Below are 25359 nucleotides of genomic sequence, written 5' to 3'. Positions count from 1 at the left end.
CACGCTGCCGATTAAGAGCCGAACTTTCGCAGAAGCCGTGAGAGCGTGAGCAATGGCCAGATCCAGTTATTGCTATCATAATGGACATATACCATGCCAGCCAGGCCTGCGCCTGTCGGGTAAGTGCTTCGCTGCTCAGGCGGGGCCTCCATCATCCGGAGCAGCGCCTCGGCTCCCCGCTCCAGCTCCTTCGTTGGCTTAGTCAAAGCGGCAATAAGCGCATCCAATGCCCATGCCGTCTGGGAAGGTGTGCTGAAGTGAAGCGGAACGTAGTGCCGCTGCTGGTCGCTGTAGCACGATTCGCCCCAGCCTCCGTCATCGTTCTGAATCGACAGCAGCCAGCGGACCGATTTCCTTATCGCTGTATGATCCGGCTTGACGCCGATAGCGGTCAAGCCAAGAACGGCCGCTCCAGTGCCATGCGTATACGTAATGCCCCAGCGTCCGAACCAGCTGCCGTCCTTCTCCTGCTGGGACAGCATCCACTTTGCCGAGTGATGAAGCCATTGCTGCGCTGTGGTCAAGCCGATCGATGAGCCGAGATACTCAAGCACTCGCCCGGTCAGATCCGGCATCGATAAGTCGTTGACGATATCGGCCGCGCCGACAAAGCCGAATAAGTCTGCCGTCAGCGGCTTGCCGTTGCGTTCGAACGCTGGCCAGCCGCCGTCGTCGTTACGCATCGTAACAAGCCAGTTCAGTCCGCGTTCCCAGTGCTCAGCGGCGGCGGCGGTAGATCCTGGTGCAAAAGGTGCATCCGATTGGAGCGCCCGCATCGCGGCGTGCGTACTATCACAGTCTGGGTAGCGCGTGCTCACATTCGAGAAGCCCCATCCGCCGGGTGCGGTCCCCGGATTACGGATTGACCAATCGCCGTAGCGGGTATGCTGCCGCTGGCGCAAATAATGGGCTGCCCGCCGAAGCGTCTCGCTTGCAGTCGGCATGCCGGCCTCCCTTAGCGCGTGCGCCAGCATGCCCGTATCCCAGACGGTCGGCGTCGCAATTTGCATCATAGACGGATTGCCGCACAGCAGAGTGCGGATGCCGCGTACCGAAGCGGTAATAATCGGGTCGGCAGGCGTACGTCCGGCGGCGATGAGGGTGAGCATCAATAAGGCGGAAGCAGTGGAGTAGGTAAGCAGCGTGCCGTCGGGCTCTATACGCTCCAGCAGGAACGAGATCGCTTGCTCATACAGCTTGTCATCTTCAGGGCTAAGCAGTCCGGCCGCTGTACCGAACATGCTGCTTAGGACGGAGATGATGGGGGAGTCGTTCTCAAAGCGCCGGACTCCGTTAAGGAACAAGGAGGACAGATCCGGGGTGAATGCTGTTCGAAGCGAGAAGCGTTTGTTCGCCATTATAATAATAGGAAGAAAATGAACGCGGGCATGGCCAGACATGAGGAATAGACTTGGCAGCGGCCCTGAGCTGCTGAATAATGCGGCAAGCGGAATGCGAAGCGCTTGCGGCCAGTCGGCTTGGCCTGCAATGCATAACAGTGCTTGCGTCAACAGCGACCGCGATTTCGACAGTCCGCCATGAGAGCGTATAAATTGCTTGGCATCGGCAATGATCGGGTCGCTGTCGCTGTATTGTCCGGAGATGAGCAGGGCGAACAGCGCTTCTGCCGTCGCATCCAGACTGCCTTCCCGTTCGTCGGGGAACAGCTTCCATACGCCATTTGGTTCCTTGCGTGAGACGATTCGCCGGGTGAGCTCGCGAATAAGCGCCTCATCGCGGATGTCCAGCAACCGAATGACGGTAAGCGCGAAGCAGTCGCTCATCGTCCCGCAGTCAATGCACATCCGCCATGCACCGTCGGGGGATTGGATTGCAGTTAATTGTTTAGATAGTTCCTCTATACGATGCTGAACAGCTTGCCAATTCATGCATCAGCCCTCCTCGTCCCTTATTTGCCTATCATTCATGTATATGCGTCCTTGAAGCGGTAAAGTCGGAGTGAAGTGTAAAGGGACGCTTAACGATCTGCCCATTGGGCAGCAAATGTTCATATCAATTGAGCACAATCGTGCCGTGCACGATGGCTGTAGATGCGGTATGATGCAATAGATTATTAATTTAAGGAAAGAAGGATATCATGATGGCCTACATGATAGGAGTCGATATCGGAACGACGAGCACGAAGTCGGTGCTGTTCACGGAGGCCGGCGCTGTCGTAGCGAGCCATAGCATCGAATACCCGCTGTTGTCTCCTCAGCCGGATGTTGCGGAGCAGGACCCAGACCAAATATTCGCGGCCGTACTGGCAACGATCCGGTCGGTATTGGAACAAGGATCTATTAAGCCGGAGCAGGTGCTGCTCGTCTCGTTCAGCTCGGCGATGCACAGCGTCATCGCGGTGGATGAGGATGGCAAGCCGCTTACCCGCAGTATTACATGGGCAGACAACCGAAGCGCAGCATGGGCCGAGAAGATTAAGCGGGAATGGAACGGACTTGAGATCTATAGAAGGACGGGCACGCCGATTCATCCGATGTCGCCGCTGTCGAAGCTCGTTTGGCTCCGGCATGAGAAGCGGGAGCTGTTCGAGCGCGCCAGCAAATTTATTTCCATTAAGGAGTATGTCTTCTTCAAGCTGTTCGGCAGCTATGTGATTGATTATTCGATTGCGTCGGCGACCGGGCTGTTCAATTTGGAGAGGCTCGATTGGGACGAAGAAGCGCTCGCGCTCGCTGGCGTTACGCCGGAGCGGCTGTCGAAGCTTGTTCCGACGACGTATAAGGTTGAAGGGCTGCGTGAAGAGTATGCGACAGTGACCGGTTTGCTTCCGTCCACACCGTTCTTCGTCGGGGCAAGCGACGGTGTGCTGTCCAATCTCGGACTGAATGCGATCACACCGGGTGTTGTGGCCGTGACGATCGGGACAAGCGGAGCAATCCGTACCGTAACGGACAAGCCGATCACCGATCCGCAAGGACGTATATTCTGTTATGCGCTGACAGATAAGCTGTGGGTGATTGGCGGGGCGGTGAACAACGGCGGCGTCATTTTCCGCTGGGTGAAGGAGCAGCTTGGACAAGCGGAGGTTGCGGAGGCAGAGCGTACGGGAGCGGATGCATACGAGCTGTTGACCTCACTCGCGGCAGGCGTAGCCCCCGGCTCGGACGGACTGCTGTTTCATCCGTATTTGGCAGGCGAGCGTGCCCCGCTGTGGGATGCGAACGCACGCGGCTCTTACTTCGGACTTGGACTTCACCATAAGAAGGGACATCTCGTAAGAGCGGCGTTAGAAGGCATTCTTTATAATATAAATGCAGTGCTGCGGGTGCTGAAGGAGCTGAGCGGTAAGCCGACCCGTATACACGCAACGGGCGGGTTCGCAAGATCGGTGCTCTGGCGGCAGATGATGGCTGATATTTTCGATCAGGAGCTGGAGGTTCCGGAGAGCTTCGAGAGCTCCTGTCTTGGAGCTGTTATTCTAGGCTTGTATGGACTTGGCCGAGTTCATTCGCTCGATGTGGTGTCTAGCATGGTAGGACGATCTAATACGCACCGTCCTAATGAAGAGGCAGCGTCCGTGTATCGGGAGCTTATCACCATCTATGAACGAATTTCGGGTATGCTGCAAGAAGAGTATGCGCATATTGCGGCATTTCAGAAGAAGCACGTTTAACGAAGTAACCTCGCTCGTCCCTTTATGGGGATGGGGGAGGGGTTTAATTCCTAGTTGACAGGTAAGGATATAGGGTTTAATATAGAGCTAAGGGAAACAACTTAATGTTCACTCTTTCAGTGTCGAATGCTTCAGTGGCAAGACGATGAAGGGTGCATGAAATAACGATATGACGCCGATTGGATCACCAAAGGCTCGCGTACGATTCAACCTGACAGTATTACGTCAAGAGGGGGGGGATTGAACGTCGAGTCTTTTTTGTATTCAAATGTGCGCGAAGGAGGAGCAGCTACGAACGGGTCATACAAGGAGCTGGAATGGCTGTTTCGTAAAATGGTTCGGAAGTTCGTCAAGGAATGGGACAAGATTACGGTCGAGGGCGTAGCGCTGCCGGGTTTGATGGTGCTGAACAAAATCGAGTCGCAGGGTGAGCAAAGGCTGTCCGATCTAGCCGAAGAGCTGGACTTTACCTCTGGGGCGATTACCGCTTTGTGCGATAAGCTCGAAGAGAAAGGACTTGCCGTTCGGATGCGTAAGCCAGGCGACCGGCGGACCGTATGGTTGAACATTACGCCGGCAGGCCTTGCTATGCTTGAACGCAATGCGAACATTGGACCACAGTCCAGTGCTGCACTTTTTAAAGGCTTTTCCAGCAGAGAGCTGGAGGAACAACAACGAGTTTATATGCGCATGATCGACAATTTGGATGGGTTCTCCGAAACGATTATGGCGCTTGCGAAACATAATGCCGAGAAGAAAGAGACGGCGGTGAACGCTGCGAACGTCGAGCAGCATTAGAAGTACGCCATAGAACTATCGGCAGGCAGGCTACTAGATTGGTTATGTATCATGCAAAGCCCAGCTAACTGCACTGCTGCTGCAGTACGGTTAGCTGGGCTTTTGCTCGGTCACAAGCGCTGTAAGTGAGCGCTGTTAGAACGCCCAGTTGCCTTGGCGGAAGATCGGCTCAGCCGTGCCATCTTCCAGAATACCGTCGATATCCATTTCGGCGGAGCCGATCATGAAATCGACGTGCGTAATGCTGGAGTTCACGCCTGCTGCAGCGAGTTCTTCCGGCGACATCTTCTTGCCGCCTTCGATGTTGAACGAGTATCCGCTGCCGATCGCAAGATGGTTCGAGGCATTCTCGTCGAACAGTGTATTGTAGAACAGAATGTTCGATTCTGATATTGGCGAATGATGCGGCACGAGCGCCACTTCGCCGAGGTAATGCGAGCCTTCGTCTGTATTGACGAGCTGCTCGAGAATGTCGCCGCCTTGCTTCGCTTCGGTCTTCACAATACGTCCGTTCTCGAACGTGATCCGGAAGCCATCGATAATATTGCCTCCGTAGCTAAGCGGCTTCGTGCTCGATACGTAGCCGTTCACGCCGTTGCGGTAAGGGACGGTGAACACCTCTTCCGTCGGCATATTCGCCATGAACGGCACATCATCCTTATTCTCGCTCGCTGCGCCGACCCAAAGATGCTGCTTCGGCAGCTCAATCGTAAGGTCGGTACCCGGAGCGCGGTAATGCAGCTTGGCGTAACGCTTCTCGTTCAATATCCGCACCTTCGCATGCAAATTCTCATTGTGCTGCTTCCATGCTTGCACCGGATCTGGAGTATTCAGCCGCACCGATTCGAAGATGGCATCCCACAGCTTGTCAACTGCCTCTTCGGCAGACACGTCCGGGAATACCTTCTGTGCCCAAGCTTCCGATGCCGCGGCAACGACCGTCCAGCTGTTGTGGTCGGATTGGATCGCTCGGCGGTAATATTGCAGCGCTTCTCCGGATGCTTTCTGGTAATTGCCGATTCGAGTCGGTGAGATGCCCTTGAGCAGATCGGGACTCGAGGAGATCACCGCGATGAACGCCGCTCCCTTGTCGACGAAGGCGTTCCGTTTCAGCCGATCGTACTCTGGATACTCCGTGAAGATGTGATCGGCTGCTTTTTCATATTTCAGCCGGGTGGTCACATCGTCAGTCCAGTCGATATGTACATTAGTAGCGCCGGCTTCATAAGCTTGGGCGGCGATAAGCCGGCCCAGCTTCGCTTGGTCTACAGAGCAGGTAACGAATACCTCTTGTTCTTGCTGAACGTTCACACCAACCTTAACGATCAGCTCCGCATATTGTTCAAGCCTTTGAGTTGAGATGGGCATTCGAGCTCCTCCTTTAACATTGAATCTTGTTAAGCTGATGCTGTTATAGAAACTATTGTAACGCTAACGGACAAAATAATCGAATGTACCGTTGTATTCGCTGTTCATTCAGTATATTGCTGAATAAGGCAAGACATACGGAAAGTGAATGAAGGACTCGGCGGCGTGAGATGTTTCAATCTAGGAGGTAATCTTAATATCCGCGTCTAGACGCGTTCCTAATAACAGGACGGTAAGCAGGCCCCTTAGCCAGCTTGCCGTCCTGTTATTAGGAGCAGACTAATGCATGCCGCGAAGGTAGTTCAGCTTGTAACGTTATTTCGACTCATGTAAACTCGTTGATAGACGATAACAACTTAGCTTAGCGGCAGGAGATGAAGAAGGAATGAATGGAAGCAACGCGAGCGATAACCCTGCCTTTGTTCAACGTAATGACGGTGCTACAGGGAAAATATTAATCGTGACGGCGGTTGAGGCGGAGCGCGACGCGGTGCTCCGTGGGTTAGGTTCAACGGACGATTTCGTCGTTATAGCTGGAGGCGTAGGTCCAGCAGCCGCTGCGGCGAGCAGTGCAGCCGCTCTAGCTGCAGGTCATTATAGGCTTGTGATTAGCGCTGGTATCGGGGGAGGATACCCCGGACAGGCCGAGATCGGCGACATTGTTGTTTCGACAGGAATCGTAGCGGCGGATCTTGGAGCGGAGACGCCGGATGGCGAACGGTTTATAAGTGTAGATGAGCTTGGGTTCGGTTCATCGCGTATCGAGGTGGACGAGCGTACCGCGTTACGGCTCATTGATGCGCTGCAGACGTCGAGTATGCGCGTCATCGCCGGACAAGCCTTGACGGTCTCGACGGCTACAGGCTCGGCAGAGCAGGCGGCAAGGCTGGCCGTACGTGTGCCGGGCGCGGCATCAGAAGGAATGGAAGGCTTCGGCGTAGCAGCTGCGGCTAAGCTGGCTGGTGTGCCGGTGCTGGAGCTGAGGGCCATTTCGAACGCGGTCGGTCCGCGCGACAAGTCGGCATGGCGAATCGGCGAAGCGCTCGCAAGCTTGACGAAAGCTTGCAAACGATTGACGGAGGTGCTGTAATATTATGACTATGAACATCGCATATTCCCCATGTCCGAACGATACGTTTGTTTTTCACGCGTGGGCGCACGGACTCATTGAAGGGGCGCCAGAGCTTCACGTTACATACGCGGATATTGATGTTACGAACAAGTGGGCGGCCAAGGGCGAAGGGCCGGAGGTGCTCAAAATATCATACGCGGCACTGCCGTGGGTGCTGGACGATTATGCGCTGCTTCCATGCGGCGGAGCGCTCGGACGCGGCTGTGGGCCGCTCGTTCTGACCAAGGACGGAGGACCTAATCCAGCCGCGTTAATTGGGAAGCGGGTCGCGGTGCCTAGTGACCGCTCGACCGCTTATTTGCTGTTCCGCCTATGGGCGGCACGCCATGTCGGCGGCGAATTCGACGTCGTCGTCATGCCGTTCCATGAAATTATGCCGGCTGTACGAGACGGAAGAATCGATGCGGGGCTTGTCATCCATGAAGCGCGGTTCACCTATTCGAGCTATGGGCTGACGCTGATGCAGGATCTGGGCAGCTGGTGGGAGGCGGACACGGGGCTGCCAATTCCGCTTGGCGCCATTATCGCGAAGCGCTCGCTTGACCTTGCTTCGATCGCACGTTGGATTCGCGCTTCGGTCGAATACGCCTGGGCGCATCCTGAAGCGTCATCTGACTACGTCATGTGCCATGCTCAGGAAATGTCGCCGGATGTAGCGAAGCAGCATATTGAGCTGTACGTGAATGAGTTCACGAGAGAGCTTGGCGAAGATGGCTACGCGGCCATTCATGCGCTGCTCGACCGCGCAGCGGACGAAGGGCTTGTACCGCGTATTGATGCGGAGAAGCTAGCATGGCGTTCGTAAATTATTAGGTGGGAGATTGGTAACGATGATCGAAGTCCCGACAGAGAATTGTCTCTCGAAGGGCTTCCTGCTGCGGTCGCGCTATAAGATCTATTATCCGATCGCTTGCGGGGAGCTGTCGATTGTATATATCGGTCGCGACCGACTGAAGAAGGAAACGGTCGTCATTAAAGAATATTTCCCGCGGGCGCTTGCGCATCGTGACTTAGATAAGAGTACCGTATTATGCAGCAGGCCCCGCTTGAAACCGTCATTCGCAGAGTGGCGAAGCGGTTTGGTTCAAGAGGCGCACATTCTTCGCGGATTGAACCATCCGCAAGTGGTTCGGCATCGGGACGATTTCGAGGAGAATGGGACGTTCTACCTTGTGACGGACTACTGCCGCGGCATTCCGCTCTCGCAATATGTGCAGAAGCTTCAGCAGCAAGGCTCTGATCCTTTGACGATGCTCTGGCAGCAGACGCTTCCTGCGCTGCTGGATGCATTGCAATATGTTCATGACCAAGAGATTGTTCATCTTGATCTGAAGCCTAGCAATGTGTTGATCGGCCGCGACGGCATGCCCCATCTGATCGATTTCGGCTCGGCGCTGTCGTTCCGTAAGCTCCCGTTAAGCCGCCGAATACAGGCTACACCGGGCTTCTCAGCGCTCGAGCTGCACTCGAAATCGGCGGAACTAGGACCGCGGTCCGATTATTATAGTCTGTCGGCCATTCTCTATTATATCGTGTGCGGCATCGTCCCGCCGGATGTGGCGGATCGCGTCATTGAGGACCCGCTGCGCCCGATTCAATCCCTGCAGCCCCAGCTTTCCTCTCGTCTAGCGAAGACGATTATGAGCGGGCTGTCGCTATCTGCGGGTGATCGCCCGGCCTCACTCGATCCGTATCGGCGGGCTCTTAAGTCTGGATTTCGGCACATCGAATTTCGGTAGAGAGACCTAAATTAATTCTATCCATTTGAATAGACCTAATTCCACAGCTGAAGGTGGAATTAGGTCTATTTTTATAGTCTAATTAAAATCTTTAACAAAATTTAAACTAGTTAAATAGTGGTAATAAGGAACTAAATTTAGGAGGAATGGATGTGACGAAATGTGGCGATTTTTTTCGACATATTTAAGCATTCTTGTCGAATTAATGCCATGGAACTAGTATGATTGCACAATTTTTGAGACTTATAGAATACAAAAAAGGGAATTATCTCCCAAAAACCTCCTTCATTTGACAAAATCTTTATTGCTATCCTATGCTGTCTCTGGAAATATAAGCTATGGGAAAATGTTACATTACGAGAAACATGCAGGTAGAAGGAGGGTCTCTCGATGGATATTATCCGCCAGACGAATCGGACGATGCTGTTTGAAGAAATAAATCCGGAAAAGCTCGATCTGCTGACGATCGTAGGCGAAGTAATCGGCGTCGACAGCTTGAGCGACGAGAAAGTGAAAGAGATTAACGAGCATCTTCTCGTGAGAAGCTTTGAAGAATTTCTGACCAAGTTCACGCCGACCGTCTATTCGTTCTTTAATGCTTCGAGCCAGAAGGTCATGTACTCGCTGAAGAGGCCGGAAGGCATTCCAGCCGACTGCATTTCGGAGATTCGGATCGACCAGAACAATGACTTCTTGAAGATGCTGTTTACGCTCATTGAGACGAAGCGCAGCCAAGGCATTGCGAACGTCGATTTCAAATTCGAGAATTTGCTCGATATGATTTCGCCGAAGAAGGTGATGGATGACATTCGCCAGGTGCGCAAGGAAATCCATTATTACTACTCGGAGTATGAGAAGCTGGAGGACGGCGACCCGCGCAAGATGGATCTTGGCGATCGGCTGAATGCGAAGTTCGAGGAAGCGAGCAAAAATTACAACAACGTCATGGCGATGCTGCCACTTGCGATCGACGATATTAAGACGCGGCTGCTGCTTGGGGAGTCGCAGGGCGACAAGCAAACAGACTCGGTACAGATCGGGATGCTGACAATCGGCGATCAGGGCGAGCTGAAAATTATCGAAGCGCCGAAGACCGATGCGCTGCAGCTTGCTGCCGCGAACGAGGAGAACAATACCGGGCTGATGACGGTGTTCCAAGAGGACTATGAGGAAATTACCGAAAATCCAACCGACTATGTCAAAAATCTCGTCGTCCGCACGTTTTGTCCGCTGCCAACCGTCCAAACGGAGGTCAATGTCGAGCAGGAAGTGGAGAACTACAACACCTACCTGCAGTTCTACAAGACGGCGAAGGACGACTTCGTGAAGACGGTTAAGCCGCTCGTCGAGAAAATTCTCGGCGTGAAGCTGTTCTTCGATCAATACACCGTAAAAAGCCGGGGCATGCTGCCATCGCTTCTGATCACGAACACGAAGCTCGACATGCTGGTTAAGAGCAGCAATCTTCCGCGGCTGGAGACGTTCCTCAATACGGTTAACTCGAAGAATGAGTTCACCGATACGATCTGGTTCGGCATCGTGCCGTCGATTCAAATTGAAAATTCGACGGGCAATGTTCAAGTACGCCGCGAGAGATTTAAGGGCAACGAGTCGGTGCAGTCGAAGGACGGCAACTCCGTCGAGTCGCTGTCACTGCTTCTCCATTCGGTTAAGCCGTATCGGCTGCAAATCTTCTTCAACTTCGAGACAAGCGAGCTGACAACGTTCAACAGTATGGCGACGTCCGGAATCGAACGTTATATCGACAAGTGCGAGCCGCTGACTCGCAAAGATTACAGCGAATTTGCGATTCCGTGCTTGCCGAACTTTACGGTCATTCCGAAGGATAAGTCTGGCGTCGTCATCGACAGCAAAATGCTGAAAACCGAGGACGGAGTTCAGCTGTCGAAGGAGAAGGAAGACATTCTGAAGCTGTGGATTGAAGGGGTGTATATCGGCGCCGCTTATGTTGCCGCCGGTCTCGTAGCCGCTTACCAGTGTCCGGAATATTTGCGCGAGATGTTCAAGACAGTGAAGAAGGATTATCCTGGCGTCCGGTTCGACATTGAGGCGGGCGACAACAGCTTAAGAGCGGTTACGACGATGGCGAAGGAGATATCCGGCTTTACGAATAACATCAAGGACTCGATTAACCGGAACAACTTCGGCTTCGTATTCTCCTCGGAGACCGCGCAGGTGCAGGGGACGAAGATTAGCCGCATTACAGTGTACAAGGCTAGAAGCCTCGCGGTAACGGAGGATGGCTATGATTCGATCTATAAAACGCTGGTCAGCACCTATATCGAGCGCATGCTTCGCTTCCAGACAAGCGACTTCAAGCATGATAACATCGTGAAGTTTTTCAGCAACAATCCGAACAGTCAGAAGAGCCAATGGCTTGCGAACAAAGGCTTCGTGAACTCGATTGTGCAAAATGGCGACGACATTAACTATGTGATCGACGAGGAATCGAATCTTTGCCAGATCGATCTGATCTTCAATGGCAATGTGAAAAACCTTGAAGTCACGATCAGCAAGTCGACCAGCGCTGCTAAAGCTTAATGCGCGTGTCATCGGTTATTACCGGTGGCCGATTCATTCGCTAGATAAAGGCGTGCCTTACGCTCGCCTTTGATCATAAAGTTTCCCAGCGCCTTGTGCGCTGGGAGCCATCAAATATTTTTTTAGGAGGGTTTATTTCATGGGTTTCAGACTGAAAGTAGAAGGTTCCGAAACAATCGAACTGGGTATGGACAACATTCGTACGGTGGAATTTGACACGGATACGCCAGACGACTCCAACGCAAGATCGACGGACGTCGGCGTAACGCTCAAAATCTCCGGCAAAATCATCACGGCTACGGATGGCGACAACGCTGATGACACGATGAAATTGGCGCTGTGGTCGCTCGTTTCCGCAGAGAAAGCGGACTGCTACCGCAAAGTGACGCTGGAAGTAATCGCAGCGGATCAAGTCGTTCGTAAGGTATACCTCCCGAACGCGTTCGTTGTTGACTACTCCGAAAGCTTCGGTGATGTGGAAGGCGTTGGTACGTTCTCGATCTACATCAAACAAAAGAAAGACAAAACGGAGTTTACGAAAATCGAAGGCGGCTACGCGGTTTAATCGAGCGCTCCTATGAGCACGCATTTTAAGGGACTCTCGGGTCCCTTAAAATGTTTCAATACGAGACGACGGGATGAATGGGATGAGAACAAGCTATGAGGTTCTGGGCGTAAGCCCGAATGCTTCGCAGGAAGAGATTAAGAAAGCGTATCGGAAGCTTGCCAAGCAGCATCATCCAGACGCTAACGGCGGCAGTGCCGATTCGCAGCAGCGGTTTATGGAAATATCCAATGCCTACAAGGATATTGGAGACGAGGCTTCCCGGCGGGCATATGACGATAAGCTGCGGAAAGCAGCCCGCGGTGAAGACAAGCGCGCCGGCGCCGCTTCACAGTCGAAGCGCTCGGCACAGACGACGGCACAGCCATTCTCGGCTGAGCATTTCTCACAGCATTTTGAGCAATTTTTCGGCTTTAACCCCAAGACGGGCAAACCGGCCGCAGGCCGGGGGCAGGAGCAGGCCAGTCAAGAGCATACTGCCAAGACGTCCGAATGGTTCGAGTCTTATTTTGGTTTTCGAAAGAAATAATCCGCAAGCCTTGCATACATTCGTCACGTTTATCGGTCAGGGAGGTAAGGTATCGCCATGAAGGTGGCAACGGGTTTTTATTGGATAAAAATAATCGATGCGCTGCTGCTGCTCGTTCCGGTCGCTGCTGCGGTATATTTGTTCGGTTTCAACGAGGAGCCGGTTCCGCAAATTCTGTTCGGCGCGCTGCTTGCGCTTGGGTTCATCGGCTTCGCGCTTCCGCGCTGGGTGAGATCGCTGCGCAGCGCAAGGACCCAGTCCGACATCACGAAGCTTGTACTGCTGGATGACGAAGAGGAAGCGGTACACGAATGGCCGCTGAAAGGGCATTCGTCGCTGCTGATCGGTAAGAGCACGACGCCAGGCGAGGTTGATATTAATTTATTCGAGGCGGAATACGCCTCTTTAATCAGCAAGGAGCATGCCGTCTTGAACTTCGTATCCGGACAATGGTTCGTTGAGGATATTCATTCGCGTAACGGGGTCGGCATCAAGAAGGCGCGGCAGCAGAAAAGACGCAAGCTTGAGGTCGAGGAGCCGCATCCGATCGAGATCGGCGATGTGATCTATATTGCGAATACGAGACTGCTGGTTCAATAGACGAATCGAGTAACGGACAATAGACCAATAGAAAGAGCAAAGGGGATTTCGATAATGAGCATTACGAGATGCGCGAATGGACATATGTTCAGCACGAAGAAGCACGGGACGACATGCCCGTATTGCTATATGACCGTTGAAACGGCGGCGACGGCCGAATTGAAGAAGCGGCCGCCGGTGCCGGCGGCAGACGAGAAGACATTGCCCTATCTGGAGGATGCGGACGGCATCGATCCGGTTACCGGCTGGATCGTCTGCATCGAAGGGCCGCAGATTGGTCAGGACTACCGCATTAACGCAGAGAAGAACTTTATCGGCCGTGCGGAGGATATGCATATCCAAATTATCGGGGACAACACCATCTCCCGCCGCAATCACGCGGTTATCGTATACGATCCGAAGAAACGCAGCTTTTATTTGCTGCCGGGCGATGCTTCGGGACTTGCTTATCACAACAATGAGGCGGTCTATTCGCCTGTCGAGCTGACCGCGTACGATGTCATTCAGCTTGGCCGGAGCAAGTTTATCTTTATCCCGCTGTGCGGCGTGCATTTCGAGTGGGATAACAATCGAGCTTAGGATGATGAACATGAGAGATCTGTTAAATCAATTAGACGAGCCGGCAGCGGTGCCATATCTGGTGCTGATCGGCTCCATTGTGCTGTTTGCAGCGCTGCTGCTGCTTAGGAGGAAGCTGGCGGCGGCCGCGATGCTTGGAGGCATCCGCATTGGCAACGGACAGACGATTGGCATGCGCGAGGAGCAGGACGATTATTTTGCGACGGTCGCTCAAGATTACGGAACGCTTGCAGTGCTCGGTGACGGCATCAGCGGCATGGCGAACGGCAGGCTGGCAAGTACGGCAGCCGTTACGGTGTTCACTCAGGCGTTCACCAAGCTGGGCAAAGCGGACGATTGGCGCTCCTTCTTCGCGCGGACGGCTCGCCGGAGCAATGAGGAGATTGTGAGCAGTCTCGGCGGCAATAAAGGCGGCACGACGCTTGTGGCGGCTGTCGTATCGGACGGGCTGCTGTATTGGGGCTCGGTCGGCGACAGTATCTTGACTGTCTACCGCGATGGAGAGTTCATTCCGTTGAACCGGAAGCATACGTTCGGCAGCCTGCTGCAGACACGTTATCTGTCCGGGGAGATTTCGAAGGAGGAAGCGGTAAGCAACCCGCTGCAGCATCGTTTGATTAACTATTTGGGCCATGAAGGCTTTAAAGAAATGGAGATCGGGGAAACGCCGTTCCAGCTTCAGAAGAAGGATAAGATCATCCTGTGCAGCGACGGTATTACCCATGCGTTGAACGAGCTGGAGCTGGAGGAGCTGCTGCGTAGAGGGCGGCATCCGCAGAAGGCGGCTGAGCTCATCATTCAGGCCGTGGAGGACAAGGGACGGAGCAATCAGGACAACGCGACGATTGTCATTATGGATAAAGGCTGGTAAGGGCAATGAGAAAAGAGAACAGCGATTTCCAGACCGCCTTTCTGTCCGAGGCGGGAACGTTTCTGCACAATAGAGATTGCTTCGCTTATGTGGAGCTTGACGATCTGGCATGCTGGGTCATTGCTGACGGCCTGGATAACGATCTGGAACTGGAAAGCGCAGAGCTTGCCGTGCAGTCGGTGCTCGGCAGCTTCAGTGAGAAGCCGACGCTGTCACCGCGCAAGCTGACGAGCTATGTGAAGCAGGCGCATAAGCTGCTGCAGCGCGAGAGCAAGCGAATGCGGCTGAAGGCGAGCCTGACGCTGCTGGCGACCGACTATAAGCATGCCGTATGGGTGAGCGCAGGGCATACGCGGTTTTACCATTTTCGTCAAGGAAAGCTGCTCACACGCAGCATCGACCATAGTCTGGCGCAGCAAATGGTGCTAAGCGGCAAGCTGCGGCGCGACGAGGCGGACAGCCATGAGGAGAAGCATAATTTGCTTCAATATCTCGGGATGCCGGGTTCCATCAGCCCTTACATGTCAAGGAAGGTGGAGCTGGAAGACGGCGACATGCTGCTGCTCTGCTCACTCGGCTTGTGGGAGGGAGTCCACAGCGTCGAAATGCTCGATGCGATCGAGGAAACGGATGGACCGGATGAGTTCGTCGACCTGCTGGAGGAGATTATGCTCAGCCGGCAAGGGAAGGTCATTCACAATTATACGGCAGCGGCCGTCTATGCAGGCAAAGTGTATAAGGAGCAGCAGAAGAAGCGCAATTGGGGCAAATTGGCCAAAACCGTCGCGATGCTGCTCATTCCGATGGTGTTGGCCGGAGGCGGGGCGTTCTATTACAAGATGCGGGCGGTTCAGTTGAAGGCGGAGACCGTCGCGAGCATGGTGGAAAGCGAGAAGAAGGGTGATGAGAAGGCGGCGGACGGCGATTTCGAGAAGGCGCTGAACGAGTATTCCTTGGCGCGCAATGCGGCGATCAAGCTGAAGGATAAGGTACATACGAAGCTGATCGGCAGCAAGCTGGAGCTGGTTGAGACGATTATCGACGGCGATTCGGCGCTTAAGGACGGCGATTACGAGAAGGCGGTCAGTAAATATGAGGCAGCGGAGAAGGACGCCAAGCGATATAAGGATTTCGACATGGAAGGCGTGACGGCGAACAAGAAGAAGGCGCAAACGTATTTGATCGTCTTGTCCACGATTAAGCAGGGAGATTTGAAGCTGGCTGCCAAGGATTATTCCGGCGCTAAGCAGGCGTATGAGAAGGCGAAGAAGCAGGCGGTGCTTGCGAATTTCGATCCTGGGGTTCAACAGGTGTCATTGAAGATGAATGAGGTCGATACGCAGCTTGCGGAGCAGAAGAAGAACGAGCTGCAGAAGAAGGGCGAAGAGCTTGAGCAGAAGGGCGACGAGCAGATGGAGAAGGAAGCGTATGCAGAAGCGATCGCGACCTTCACGGCAGCGCAGAACGTCTATCAGCAGGCAGAGCTGCTGGACAAGGTGCTTAACCTAGAGCACAAAATTATCGATGCGCAGACGAAGCTGAATCCGCCGCAGCCTGCGGCGGCACCGGGCGATCCGTTAGCGGAAGCAGCCGCCGGATCAACGGGAGCAGCTTCGGGAGCGGCGGATTCAGCCAGCAGCACGAATACGGCTGAGAAAGCAAGCGCGGAACAGGGACAAGCTTCGGCTAAACGTTAAATCAGCATTCTCATAAGGGGGCATCGGATGGGATGGAGATGAAAGAGCTCGCAGCAGACCGACTGAACAGGATGGAGGATCTTGAGCAGCGCAGGCTGCTGCGTCAAATATTGACCGGCGTATTCACCCAGCTGGCGGAGCATCAGGAGACGGCTTTCCGGCAGCTGGAGGAGCGGGTATTCCGCGAGGCGGCCGGCAACGATGAGCTGTATACGATCTATGCCTCCGTCTGTCATCGGGATGAGCTTGACCCGATTGACGAGTTCATGTTCCCGATGATTCCGGAGGATGCGAATGCCGACGCTGCTGTAGATGCCGGCGAGCTTGCCGCAAGCCTCGGACGCGGCGAGCGCCCTGTGCTGCAATCGTTCTATATGTCATGCAGCCGCGAACAGCTTCACGAGCTGCTAAGCAGCCAGCGCTCCTTCCGGGGCGAGCTTGAGACGTCGGAAGGGACGATCGGCATTAACGTACAGCTGTCGGCGAACAAAGCGTATGAGCATGTGATCGAGAAGCTGTATCGGCTGTTTCGGCTCAACAGCATTCCGTGGACGACGGTCAATCATCCTTACGCTTACAAATTCATACAAGCAGAGCTGATCGAATGCGACAGAGAGCTCGATAGCGGGCTGGAGGTTCACCAGGTTCGGATCGACCTGGAGGAATATGAACGCTGGAAGCGGGTCGATTGGATTCCGCTCTGGAACGTAGAGCAGCTTACGCTTGCTTCGACCGGTTTTCCGATGCCTGCCCTCGACAAAATCAACTACGAGCATGTGCTGCCGATCCGCAAGACAGGTAGCGGACATGGCTATCTGGTCGATGCGGAGGAGGATGAGCTTCATTATGTCAAACGCGATGCGCACGAGCTGATCGTCGTCTCACCGAAGGAGAAGGCGGGCATGTGGAGCTTATGGAAGGTCGCGCAGCATCCGGCGGAGACTCTGCCTCAGACCACAAGCGCGGATCTATTGGTCAGCAATCGGCGCAAGCCGAGCTTTATCGGCAGCTTCGAGCGGAAGCAGGCCGCTGTTATCCGTTCGGCCGGAGATGTGAAGCGGCTTGTCCATATGTTCGAGGCGGCCGAAGGGATGCAGCTTGACCTTGTCGAGCTGCTGCCGCCGGAGGCGTATTCATCGATGGATGCGGCTTTCCCATATGCTTACACCATGAATCCGTTCTTGACCGATACGCTGCGCGCAGAACGGGAGAAGCGGGTGCTGCGGCTCGGCTTTATCGTGCCGGAGTCTGAGGACCCGCTGTTCATTCAGGACCGAATTTGCTTCCTTACCTCTGAGGTGCAGCGCCATCTTCCGGAATATCGGGTGATGGGGGAGCGGCTATGAATTACATATGGGAATTGGCTATTCGGGCGCAGCAGGAGGGAATGGACCGGAAGGAGCTTCGGTTCGTAAGCGCCGAATCGTTCTCGCCATATATGGAGCTGAGCCTTCCGACGTTAAATCCGCCTGCGATCGAGCCGGTAGCGGAGATCAATCCGTATTACCGGTTTCATTCGATTATGGATGAGCTGTGCGACCGCCGTATTCCTGACGACATGGAGCTGCGCGAGACGCTGTTCGATCTGGTGACCCATTTGCTTGTGGAGCTTGATGTGCTGCAAGGGATGAACAAGCGGGAGATGTATGTGCGGTTTCTAATTGCAGATATGGAGAACGGAATATTCGGAGCAGCTGTTCAGAAGCGTCTTCCATTGTTCAGCGATCGGGAGAAGGAGATTATTGCCCTTCAGCTGCTGCGCTGCTATGAGACAGGCGAGTCGCACTATATGTGGAAAGAGACGGTCAGGCGGCTGTTTCCCGATGTACTGCTGTATGCGAAGAGCGGCAGCGCCGACGAGCTGATGCTCTATTTCGGCAAGCTGGGGGACAAGCGGCGGAAGGAACAGCTTTTGCTGCTGCAGGAGCTGTTCCTTCCGCTGACAGCGTCGGTGGAGCTTATGTGGGACGGACATATCGGCATTATGGGGGTAGAGGAGACGATGCGCCTCGACGAAGCGGTTCTGTATTGATGCAACAGGCGAAGGGGGATCAAACGGCGATGGGTTATTCATATAAGCTGTACACCAAGCAATCGGGCGAGGAGAGTCAGGGCGAGGAAGCGCGCTATACCTGGGAGGAGCTTAACGAGATGACGACCTTCCAGCTTCGCAACGTTTGCCATAAGGAGAAGCTGGTCGAAGGTATGGCCCATACGCTCGACCGCGAAGGGCTAATTCATACGATTCTGAAATACCGCAGTGCTGACAGGAGCCTGCTTATTCAATCGTACATGAGCGGCGGCATGGAGCGGCTGGAGACGGCGCTGGACAAATATTTGAAGACGCAGCTGTCGGATAACGGAACGATTCAGGTGCCGGCGCGGATCATAATTTATGAAGGGCTGCAGATCGACAAGCGGGATCAGTACCGGGTCGAAACGGCGGGGCTTGTCGGCGAATCGAATGTGCTGCTTGTTAACGATCGGATGGAAATATGTGCGGTTCTCAATCTCGTCAAGGACGGCCGGTCAGGCGGCGTTTATTATTTGACAGCCGGGAAGGACATTCGGGTGAAGCGGACGGCGAATAAGCAGTATAGTCTGCTACTGTTCCGCCGGAAGGATTCGGAATATTTATACAAAGCGTATACACAGGACAAGCCGCTGCTGCCTGTTAATTTGCAATATTATAAAATCCCGGTTCCAGATCTTGAGATTCGCAGCGTTGAGCAGACGGATGCGGTGCTGGCGATCGATTTCGGTACTTCGAATACAACGGCGGGCGCTTATTTGGACAAACGGTACGTATCGTCCGTATGCAGCAATGCGGTGCTGAACGGTCAAGTGCGCTTAGACAGCATTAACTATGTGAGCTTCCCGGATCATACCGGCAAGTCGACCGAATGGATCGAGGTGCTGCCGACCGTTATTAGTGCGGCGGATTGCTCCGATCCGGCGAACATCCGTTACGAATTCGGATACGATGCGCTGAAATATTTGAAGAAGAACGGGTTCAGCGGAACGGCGACCGTCTTCCATGCGATTAAGCGCTGGGTGAACAACTATAAGCGCGTCGAGGAGATTACGGACAGCCAGGGCTACAGCGCTCAGGTTACTCGAGGCGATATGCTGCGGGCCTATATTCTGCATGTCATTGAGACCGCGGAGCAGCAGTTCAAGTGCAGGTTCAAGCATCTTCATATTTCGAGCCCGGTCAAGCTGAAGGCACAGTTCCTCGATATGTTCGCGGACATCATTCCGGAATACCAGATCGAGTCCGTTCATGCATTGGACGAAGGAATGGCGGTGCTGTACAACACGATTGCCGAGCAAATCGACCGCAACAGCTTCGTTGACGGCGAGACGTACAAGGCGCTCGTCATCGACTGCGGCGGCGGCACAACCGATCTGTCGTCGGGCAAGTTCCGCATTGAGAACGGCGCAATCTCTTACCAAATCGACATTCAGACGACGTACGAGAACGGCGATACGAATTTCGGCGGCAACAACATTACGTATCGAATATTACAGTTCATGAAGATTGTCTTCGCGGACTACTATCGCAGCGGCGGCGGTACGACGGATATCGATAATCTGATCGACATCCCGGGCAATGATCTATTCCGTCATGTTGACGAATATGGCGTCAGTTCCGTGTACGAGCGGTTCGAGGAGCGTTATCGGCAGGCGGAAGCGGTTATTCCGACGCGCTTCGCCGAGTACGAGAATCGTACGCGGGAGGAGTACCAGCGCGTCAAGAGCAACTTCTACTTCCTGTGGGAAATTGCAGAGAACATGAAGAAGGAGTTTTTTCGCAAAACAGGCATTCTCCGCAATCGGTTCCATACGGAGAGCGAGAGTATGCACGAGAACGATCTGAAGGTTACGACAGTTGATCGCTGGTGTCTGTCGCTGCTCGAAGCGGGACGCTTCAAGCAGGTGTACGACTTCCCGAACGTCGTCTTCAACATTAAGGAGATCAATCATCTGATTAAGGCGGACATCTATGAGACGGTACGGAAGTTTCTGGACGATTTCTATCTTAGCGGCAAGCTTTCGGAATATTCGATTATTAAGCTGACCGGACAGTCCTGCCGCATCGATGTATTCCGTGAGGCGCTGAAGGAATTCGTGCCGGGACGGAGCATCGAATTCAAGCAGAAGACGGCAGAGGATGGCAAGGTGCCGGACCTGAAGCTTGCCTGCCTGAGGGGAGCTATTCGCTATTTGAATGCGCAGAAATCCGGCCTTATTGAGGCGAGTATTACGAATCATGATCCGGCTGTTCCTTACTCGGTCAGTGCCTTCACGCATAACCGTCAGGAGGTGCTGCTGCTCAGCAGCTATGATCGGCTGAACCGGACGTACGGGACGATCTCGAGGCCGATCGGCGTATCCGAGGTCGACTTCTTGCTGAAGGGGAGCGACGGCAAGCTGCGCCATACGTACACGTACACGAACGATCCTGCCAGCTATCAGAGCATGCTGTACAAGGACATTTACGCCATCTACGGCGACAAAGTCCCGCAGGACGATACCGACTCGATTCATAACGGAGAGGTTAAATTTTTTGTCTTCACCGGCGAGAACAATTGGGGCTTCTACATTCTGCCGGTAGCCCGTCAGAATGAGCAGCTGTATATCGGACGCAAGAAGTTCTGTGCATTCGAGAACGATTTGTCCGAGTTAGACTTTTTTGACGGCTTGAAATAATTTACCGTCTGCTATCGCAGAAAGGAGTTGCGTCCCTATGTTCACGGACCGGTATCCGGAATTTCGCAAAGGGCGGATCTTGAAGACGGAAATGCTCGAATGTCTCCGTGATTATCCTCGAGATATCATGGACATTCAGCTGCAGCCATATTCGGACGGTATTGTGTCCGGCTGCGCCGTTCGTGCCGACGACGCCAATCTCTATATCGGGCAAGGGATCGTTAAGCATCGGGGCGTCGTCTATGTGCTCTCGCAGGAGCAGAAGCTGGCCTTTACAGCAAGCGGCGTGGAGACGGTCATCAAGCTGCGGCTGCACGACGAGCAGTCGGATGCGGATTTCACGGTGCGGCGAGCGGAGGTCGTGCTGGACAAGGAGTCCCGGCTTGAATCGAATGAGCTGGAGCTGGGGCGCTTCAAGCTGAAGGAAGGCGCTCGAATCCGTACGGAATACCGCAGCTTCGCCGACTATGCGACAGAGTACAACACGCTCAATCTTCTGCATACGTCCTATGCCGGAATCGGCGCGCCGACGCTGCATCCGGGGATGCTTCGGCGATTTGCCTCTGAGCTGCTGCACAGTGAAGCGGCGGATGCGGCGGATCTTGCCTTCGGCATGACTTGCTTGAATCAGGGGAAGGCGGAGCGGGAGCTGATTCTGCACTATTTGGCCCGGAAGCTTCGCCAGCCTTATAAGGATTACCCGAATGCGGTCATTCATCGAAATCTGGTGCGTCTATTGGAAAGCGTGAAGGGCGGGAGCGGTCGTCTGGGCGGTCAGAGCCATGGCCCGCAGCGCATGATTGTAGATTAACGAGGGGGATGAGAGCGATATGGGATCGTTCATGGATGAGCAGATCGTGTCGATGCTGAACGAAGCGGAGAAGGCGGCGGACAGGAAGGATATTACGCAAGGACCGGTGAAGATCGGCAGCCGCTATTATGCATTCAAGGAAACGGCTTTTTGGGATGGCCGGGTCACGCTGTTGATACCGGAAGATTTTGACGACATGCCTCCTCATTTAAGCAAAATTAAATATCCGCATGAGCAGCGTCCGCAAATCATTAAGACCGATGAGACGGGCTGCATCAATGTTACGCTCAGCCGGATCGATCAGGAGCTGGAGGAGGAATGGGTGCAGGAGCTGGCGGAAGGGATGAAAGCGATACTACGCAAAGCCAATCCTGCAAGTGTGTTCTACACGGAGGGAGTCGAGGAGGTCGAGGGCAAACAGATCGCTTATTTCGATTTCAAGAGCCCGGCCATCGACGATCCGATCTACAACGTCATGTTCTATTTCATGCTGGAGGGAACGACCGTCATGGGGACGTTCTGCTGTCTGTATAAGGATTATGCTGCCTGGCGGCCGATCGTGCTGCAAATGATACAGTCGATCCGCGTCTTGGAGCAGCCGGAGGGAGAGGGTGACCAATGAGCGAGACAGTCTATACATACGGCCATCTGCACGTTGCGCCGTATTCATTTGTTAATGTGACGAGTCTACAGATCATCAAGCAGGTCAATGAGCATGCGGTGCTGACGATCAGCGGCGTTATTGAGGAGGATGCTCAGGATTCATATATCGAGCAGTCGGAGGGCACCGAGACGATTCAGGTATGGGTGCAGAATGGCAATCGCTCGGTCGTGCTGTTCCAGGGCGTTGTGGCTTCCCTGTCTGTCCAGACGGTCCGTGATGTGCGGACGATGACCGTCGAAGCGCACAGCTTCACCGTTGCGATGGATATGTGGCCGCACACGAGAACGTTCCAGAACGGAAGCATGACGTATTCCCAGCTGTTCAAGCGGATTGCAGGCCATTATTCGGGCTCACAGGTGTCGGTCGCGGTCTCCGGCGGGCAAAGCTTGGGCGGAATGAGGGTGCAGTATAAGGAAACGGATTGGCGCTTCCTGCGCCGGATGGCCTCGCGGCTCCATGTGCCGCTTCTTCCGTCGAGCACGCGCGGAGGCATCGCCTTTACGGCAGGGCTTGCAGAAGGCGGAGAGCCGCAGCAGATGAACGCCTATCATTATACGGTGAATAAGCAGCTGCAGGAATATGTGTCGTATTCCGACAACCATGAGCCCGGCGCGAAGGAGAGCGCCTATGTCAGCTATGAGGCGGCAAGCTATGGGCTTTATGACCTGGGCGACCCGGTGTTGTTCCACAAGCGCAAGCTGTATGTGTACCGGGCAGAAATTACGATGCACGACGGCGTGTTGAGCGGCCTATATACGCTGCGGGACAAGGATGGCTTCGTCTGCAGTACGGAATATCCGTACGCGCTTGCCGGGACCTCGCTGTTCGGTACTGTTCTTGCCGTATCGAAGGACAAAGTAAAGCTTCATCTGGACATCGATTCGGAGCAGTCCGAGAACGAAGCGGTCTGGCTTCCGTATTCGACCGTCTATTCGTCGCCGGATGGCAGCGGCTGGTACTGTATGCCGGAGGTTGGCGATCAAGTGCGGATGTATTTTCCAGATGAGCATGAACACCATGCCTTCGCCGCCAGCTCGGTCGATACTGAGCCGAGCAGTCCGCAGCATCGGAGCGACCCTTCGGTGAAGACGATTAGTAACAAATACGGCAAGCAGATCGTGTTCAAGCCAGGCGCAATCGAAATTATCGGCAACGGACAGCTGCTTATTCGGCTGACGGACGATGGCGGAATCGAAATTAACAGCGACAAGCAAATTAAGCTGACGGCGGAGGAAGATATCGAGATTGTAGGCGACAAGGTGATGATTCAAGGCAATGAGCAGGTGGAGCTTGTCCAATCGTCCTCCAATCTGGTCATTCAAGACGAGGTGACGTTCAGCGGCGCGAAGGTGAACATTAAGTGATGAACGCGCGCGTGGATAAAGACGTCGTTATGGACCGCTTCCTGCAAGACCATGTGTTGGATAAGTGGGAGCCGGATCTTATCGTCATTCAGAATCAATTAGCCGAGCGGGAGACAGAAATTATTGGCAGCTTCAAGCAATCGTTCGCGAAGTTGTGCGCCAGGGCAGCGGAGCAGCAGCGCGAAGGCCGCAAGGGGCCGGTGCAGTACATTTATATCTCCATGCTTCGGACGAGCGTAATGGAGGATGACCCGCTCTATTTGCTTGAGGCGTTCGATGAGCAATGGCTGCTCGATCCAGTGGCTTGCACCTCAACGTGGCGGGCCGATTTTGCCTTCTCTCCGCTGTTTCGCCGCATGCAGGAGCTGGAGCGGGTGAAGGTCGATTATGCGCGTGCTGTCACGTCGATGGATCTGGATCGAATCAAGCAGATCGAGGTGGTCAAATATCATTGGATGGTACTTGAGTTCATGCGCGACCAAATTCCGTCACTGCTCCTGATGGACGAATACAAGGAGATGCTGAAGAATGAAGGGCTCAAAATTATGGCCGGAGAGTATCGGGATGAGAGCCAATTGTTATATGGAGCTGAGGGTGAATAATGGACTATTTCTTATTGAAGCAGGATGAGCGGTGCAAGGATGCACCGGTGCTGCTGAATGTACGCCAGCATCTCGATCCGCGGGACGCTCGGCAGACGCGGGCGCACCTTATTCCAGACGCGCTCATGCTGCCGGTCCGGTCCGAACCGGACAACGAATACCCCGATGTGCTCAGCACCAAGGATCTGTTCCTCGTATCTTCAAGAATGAAGCCGCTTCTTGAGCTTTATGAGCCCAACATGATAAGCAAGCTGACCGTCCTGCTCGATTCCGAGCATCAACGTCAGCATGACTATTATTTGCCGATCTTCGAGGAGATCGAGGCGCTTAGTCCGAGCTGCGAGTATAAGCCCGATGGGGAGACGATCACGAAGCTGGTACTGCTGTCGGAACCGCTTCGGAAGAAACGAATTGCACGAATCCGCTGCGACGGCGCCCTGCTCATCGTCGTCCGGCTGGACGTTGCCGAGAGCATTCTGCGGCGCGACTTCGCAGCCGTTCGACTCGAACGAGTGCCGATGGAGTAATTCTCGTATTTCGTATTCACGGAGCTAACGAATCCATTCAATTCATGAAGGAGGGAGAACAATGGCAGATTCGAGCTACGTCGTTCGCGGTGCCAAGATGAGATGCCAGTACGGTACCCATGCGCGGCGTATTAATTTGCCGGCCAGCCACGGTGCATACGTTAACGGCAAACCGAAGATGAATGAAGAGGATTGTCGGCTTACCGTTAATATTCCGCATTTTGGGATATGTAATTGCCCGAATAATCCGAACACTTCCACCGTTTATTTGATTGCGGAGGACGGGCAGCAAATTAGCGGCCGGCCTTGCGAGCCGAAGCTTCCATCGAGATGGAGCAATTGCAAGGAAGAGGCTCGGGTTGGAGGCAGGGCGGCGCTAATGTCGGACTCCATTATATATTGCTATTACCAAGGGAGCATTACCTTTCTAGATGATGGACAGAACAGCGACTAATAACGAATGGAGGCTGACGAAGCAATGCTAAGCTACGATCAGATACGCGCTAGCCTGCCGTTTCGGCTGCAGCGGCTCGATGCGTTAGACGTCGTCTGGAAGCCGAATGAGCATGGCCGATTGCGGCTGCGCGGAATCGTCGACGAGAGC

At 54.1% G+C, this 25359-nt stretch carries 23 protein-coding genes; 21 read left to right on the top strand and 2 right to left on the bottom strand.

Features of this window, described 5'->3' with window-relative positions:
• Positions 1–11 precede the first annotated feature (11 nt).
• The gene (locus tag PXY01_RS14630) at positions 12–1889 is read right to left on the bottom strand and encodes a prenyltransferase/squalene oxidase repeat-containing protein (RefSeq protein ID WP_127570766.1); all 1878 of its coding nucleotides are present in this window, start codon (positions 1887–1889) and stop codon (positions 12–14) included.
• 209 nt (positions 1890–2098) lie between these two features.
• Here PXY01_RS14630 and gntK point away from each other — a divergent pair, with 209 nt between their 5' ends.
• Both gntK and PXY01_RS14620 read left to right on the top strand, forming a co-directional pair.
• Positions 2099–3634, top strand: a complete 1536-nt coding sequence (gntK, locus tag PXY01_RS14625) for a gluconokinase (protein WP_246027955.1) — start codon at positions 2099–2101, stop codon at positions 3632–3634.
• 240 nt (positions 3635–3874) lie between these two features.
• Positions 3875–4432 (top strand): MarR family winged helix-turn-helix transcriptional regulator, encoded by a 558-nt coding sequence (locus tag PXY01_RS14620; protein ID WP_246027954.1) that lies wholly within the window; start codon positions 3875–3877, stop codon positions 4430–4432.
• 135 nt (positions 4433–4567) lie between these two features.
• Here PXY01_RS14620 and PXY01_RS14615 read toward each other — a convergent pair whose 3' ends face one another.
• The gene (locus tag PXY01_RS14615) at positions 4568–5800 is read right to left on the bottom strand and encodes an aminopeptidase (protein ID WP_127570764.1); all 1233 of its coding nucleotides are present in this window, start codon (positions 5798–5800) and stop codon (positions 4568–4570) included.
• Positions 5801–6185: 385 nt separating this feature from the next.
• On the opposite strand from PXY01_RS14615, the gene PXY01_RS14610 reads away from it, so the two are divergent.
• The 19 genes from PXY01_RS14610 (at position 6186) to PXY01_RS14520 (ending at position 25209) form a co-directional block, all read left to right on the top strand.
• Positions 6186–6890 (top strand): futalosine hydrolase, encoded by a 705-nt coding sequence (locus tag PXY01_RS14610; protein WP_127570763.1) that lies wholly within the window; start codon positions 6186–6188, stop codon positions 6888–6890.
• A 10-nt stretch (positions 6891–6900) separates the two neighbouring features.
• Positions 6901–7737, top strand: coding sequence for a 1,4-dihydroxy-6-naphtoate synthase (locus tag PXY01_RS14605; RefSeq protein WP_127570817.1), 837 nt, complete (start codon positions 6901–6903; stop codon positions 7735–7737).
• 25 nt (positions 7738–7762) lie between these two features.
• Entirely contained in the window at positions 7763–8671 is a 909-nt protein-coding gene (locus tag PXY01_RS14600) for a serine/threonine protein kinase (RefSeq protein ID WP_127570762.1), read from the top strand.
• A gap of 390 nt (positions 8672–9061) precedes the next feature.
• Positions 9062–11233: a transcriptional regulator gene (locus PXY01_RS14595; protein WP_127570761.1), complete on the top strand. Its 2172-nt coding sequence runs from the start codon at positions 9062–9064 to the stop codon at positions 11231–11233.
• Between the two features lie 139 nt (positions 11234–11372).
• Positions 11373–11798, top strand: a complete 426-nt coding sequence (locus PXY01_RS14590; RefSeq protein WP_127570760.1) for a membrane-associated protease 1 — start codon at positions 11373–11375, stop codon at positions 11796–11798.
• Between the two features lie 82 nt (positions 11799–11880).
• Positions 11881–12327, top strand: coding sequence for a J domain-containing protein (locus tag PXY01_RS14585; protein ID WP_164744437.1), 447 nt, complete (start codon positions 11881–11883; stop codon positions 12325–12327).
• Between the two features lie 57 nt (positions 12328–12384).
• Positions 12385–12927: an FHA domain-containing protein gene (locus tag PXY01_RS14580; protein WP_127570758.1), complete on the top strand. Its 543-nt coding sequence runs from the start codon at positions 12385–12387 to the stop codon at positions 12925–12927.
• A gap of 54 nt (positions 12928–12981) precedes the next feature.
• The gene (locus tag PXY01_RS14575) at positions 12982–13506 is read left to right on the top strand and encodes an FHA domain-containing protein (protein ID WP_127570757.1); all 525 of its coding nucleotides are present in this window, start codon (positions 12982–12984) and stop codon (positions 13504–13506) included.
• Between the two features lie 10 nt (positions 13507–13516).
• Positions 13517–14377, top strand: a complete 861-nt coding sequence (locus tag PXY01_RS14570) for a PP2C family protein-serine/threonine phosphatase (protein WP_246027953.1) — start codon at positions 13517–13519, stop codon at positions 14375–14377.
• Between the two features lie 5 nt (positions 14378–14382).
• Positions 14383–16074 (top strand): PP2C family protein-serine/threonine phosphatase, encoded by a 1692-nt coding sequence (locus tag PXY01_RS14565; protein ID WP_127570756.1) that lies wholly within the window; start codon positions 14383–14385, stop codon positions 16072–16074.
• 32 nt (positions 16075–16106) lie between these two features.
• Positions 16107–17420, top strand: coding sequence for a normocyte-binding protein (locus tag PXY01_RS14560; RefSeq protein WP_127570755.1), 1314 nt, complete (start codon positions 16107–16109; stop codon positions 17418–17420).
• A complete protein-coding gene (locus PXY01_RS14555; protein ID WP_127570754.1) occupies positions 17417–18106 on the top strand; it encodes an iron-dependent peroxidase in 690 nt (229 codons plus the stop codon). The genes PXY01_RS14560 and PXY01_RS14555 overlap by 4 nt, the downstream gene beginning before the upstream one ends.
• Positions 18107–18135: 29 nt before the next feature.
• The gene (locus tag PXY01_RS14550) at positions 18136–20787 is read left to right on the top strand and encodes an acetate and sugar kinases/Hsc70/actin family protein (protein ID WP_127570753.1); all 2652 of its coding nucleotides are present in this window, start codon (positions 18136–18138) and stop codon (positions 20785–20787) included.
• Positions 20788–20824: 37 nt separating this feature from the next.
• Positions 20825–21598, top strand: coding sequence for a DNA and RNA helicase (locus PXY01_RS14545; RefSeq protein ID WP_127570752.1), 774 nt, complete (start codon positions 20825–20827; stop codon positions 21596–21598).
• 19 nt (positions 21599–21617) lie between these two features.
• Entirely contained in the window at positions 21618–22220 is a 603-nt protein-coding gene (locus PXY01_RS14540; RefSeq protein ID WP_127570751.1) for a hypothetical protein, read from the top strand.
• On the top strand, positions 22217–23626 hold the full coding sequence (locus PXY01_RS14535) for a phage baseplate assembly protein V (RefSeq protein WP_127570750.1): 1410 nt from the start codon (positions 22217–22219) through the stop codon (positions 23624–23626). The genes PXY01_RS14540 and PXY01_RS14535 overlap by 4 nt, the downstream gene beginning before the upstream one ends.
• A complete protein-coding gene (locus PXY01_RS14530; protein WP_127570749.1) occupies positions 23626–24228 on the top strand; it encodes a hypothetical protein in 603 nt (200 codons plus the stop codon). The genes PXY01_RS14535 and PXY01_RS14530 overlap by 1 nt, the downstream gene beginning before the upstream one ends.
• Positions 24228–24755, top strand: coding sequence for a hypothetical protein (locus PXY01_RS14525; RefSeq protein ID WP_246027952.1), 528 nt, complete (start codon positions 24228–24230; stop codon positions 24753–24755). Before PXY01_RS14530 ends, PXY01_RS14525 begins: the two co-directional genes overlap by 1 nt.
• A gap of 61 nt (positions 24756–24816) precedes the next feature.
• Positions 24817–25209: a DUF4280 domain-containing protein gene (locus PXY01_RS14520; RefSeq protein ID WP_127570747.1), complete on the top strand. Its 393-nt coding sequence runs from the start codon at positions 24817–24819 to the stop codon at positions 25207–25209.
• Positions 25210–25359: the final 150 nt, after the last annotated feature.

The organism is Paenibacillus xylaniclasticus (assembly GCF_004001065.1).
Taxonomy (GTDB): Bacteria; Bacillota; Bacilli; order Paenibacillales; family Paenibacillaceae; genus Paenibacillus_T; species Paenibacillus_T xylaniclasticus.
This window is presented reverse-complemented; position numbering and strand designations above follow the sequence as displayed.

What these genes read in the sequence shown, in the direction of transcription:
- PXY01_RS14570 (WP_246027953.1), top strand. Translation starts at nt 13,517, where the DNA reads ATGAGAGATCTGTTAAATCAATTAGACGAGCCGGCAGCGGTGCCATAT.
- PXY01_RS14630 (WP_127570766.1), bottom strand. Translation starts at nt 1,889, where the DNA reads ATGAATTGGCAAGCTGTTCAGCATCGTATAGAGGAACTATCTAAACAA.
- PXY01_RS14610 (WP_127570763.1), top strand. Translation starts at nt 6,186, where the DNA reads ATGAATGGAAGCAACGCGAGCGATAACCCTGCCTTTGTTCAACGTAAT.
- PXY01_RS14545 (WP_127570752.1), top strand. Translation starts at nt 20,825, where the DNA reads ATGTTCACGGACCGGTATCCGGAATTTCGCAAAGGGCGGATCTTGAAG.
- PXY01_RS14565 (WP_127570756.1), top strand. Translation starts at nt 14,383, where the DNA reads ATGAGAAAAGAGAACAGCGATTTCCAGACCGCCTTTCTGTCCGAGGCG.
- PXY01_RS14575 (WP_127570757.1), top strand. Translation starts at nt 12,982, where the DNA reads ATGAGCATTACGAGATGCGCGAATGGACATATGTTCAGCACGAAGAAG.
- PXY01_RS14540 (WP_127570751.1), top strand. Translation starts at nt 21,618, where the DNA reads ATGGGATCGTTCATGGATGAGCAGATCGTGTCGATGCTGAACGAAGCG.
- PXY01_RS14605 (WP_127570817.1), top strand. Translation starts at nt 6,901, where the DNA reads ATGAACATCGCATATTCCCCATGTCCGAACGATACGTTTGTTTTTCAC.
- PXY01_RS14535 (WP_127570750.1), top strand. Translation starts at nt 22,217, where the DNA reads ATGAGCGAGACAGTCTATACATACGGCCATCTGCACGTTGCGCCGTAT.
- PXY01_RS14590 (WP_127570760.1), top strand. Translation starts at nt 11,373, where the DNA reads ATGGGTTTCAGACTGAAAGTAGAAGGTTCCGAAACAATCGAACTGGGT.
- PXY01_RS14615 (WP_127570764.1), bottom strand. Translation starts at nt 5,800, where the DNA reads ATGCCCATCTCAACTCAAAGGCTTGAACAATATGCGGAGCTGATCGTT.
- PXY01_RS14560 (WP_127570755.1), top strand. Translation starts at nt 16,107, where the DNA reads ATGGAGATGAAAGAGCTCGCAGCAGACCGACTGAACAGGATGGAGGAT.
- gntK (WP_246027955.1), top strand. Translation starts at nt 2,099, where the DNA reads ATGATGGCCTACATGATAGGAGTCGATATCGGAACGACGAGCACGAAG.
- PXY01_RS14585 (WP_164744437.1), top strand. Translation starts at nt 11,881, where the DNA reads ATGAGAACAAGCTATGAGGTTCTGGGCGTAAGCCCGAATGCTTCGCAG.
- PXY01_RS14525 (WP_246027952.1), top strand. Translation starts at nt 24,228, where the DNA reads ATGGACTATTTCTTATTGAAGCAGGATGAGCGGTGCAAGGATGCACCG.
- PXY01_RS14520 (WP_127570747.1), top strand. Translation starts at nt 24,817, where the DNA reads ATGGCAGATTCGAGCTACGTCGTTCGCGGTGCCAAGATGAGATGCCAG.
- PXY01_RS14530 (WP_127570749.1), top strand. Translation starts at nt 23,626, where the DNA reads ATGAACGCGCGCGTGGATAAAGACGTCGTTATGGACCGCTTCCTGCAA.
- PXY01_RS14600 (WP_127570762.1), top strand. Translation starts at nt 7,763, where the DNA reads ATGATCGAAGTCCCGACAGAGAATTGTCTCTCGAAGGGCTTCCTGCTG.
- PXY01_RS14555 (WP_127570754.1), top strand. Translation starts at nt 17,417, where the DNA reads ATGAATTACATATGGGAATTGGCTATTCGGGCGCAGCAGGAGGGAATG.
- PXY01_RS14595 (WP_127570761.1), top strand. Translation starts at nt 9,062, where the DNA reads ATGGATATTATCCGCCAGACGAATCGGACGATGCTGTTTGAAGAAATA.
- PXY01_RS14580 (WP_127570758.1), top strand. Translation starts at nt 12,385, where the DNA reads ATGAAGGTGGCAACGGGTTTTTATTGGATAAAAATAATCGATGCGCTG.
- PXY01_RS14550 (WP_127570753.1), top strand. Translation starts at nt 18,136, where the DNA reads ATGGGTTATTCATATAAGCTGTACACCAAGCAATCGGGCGAGGAGAGT.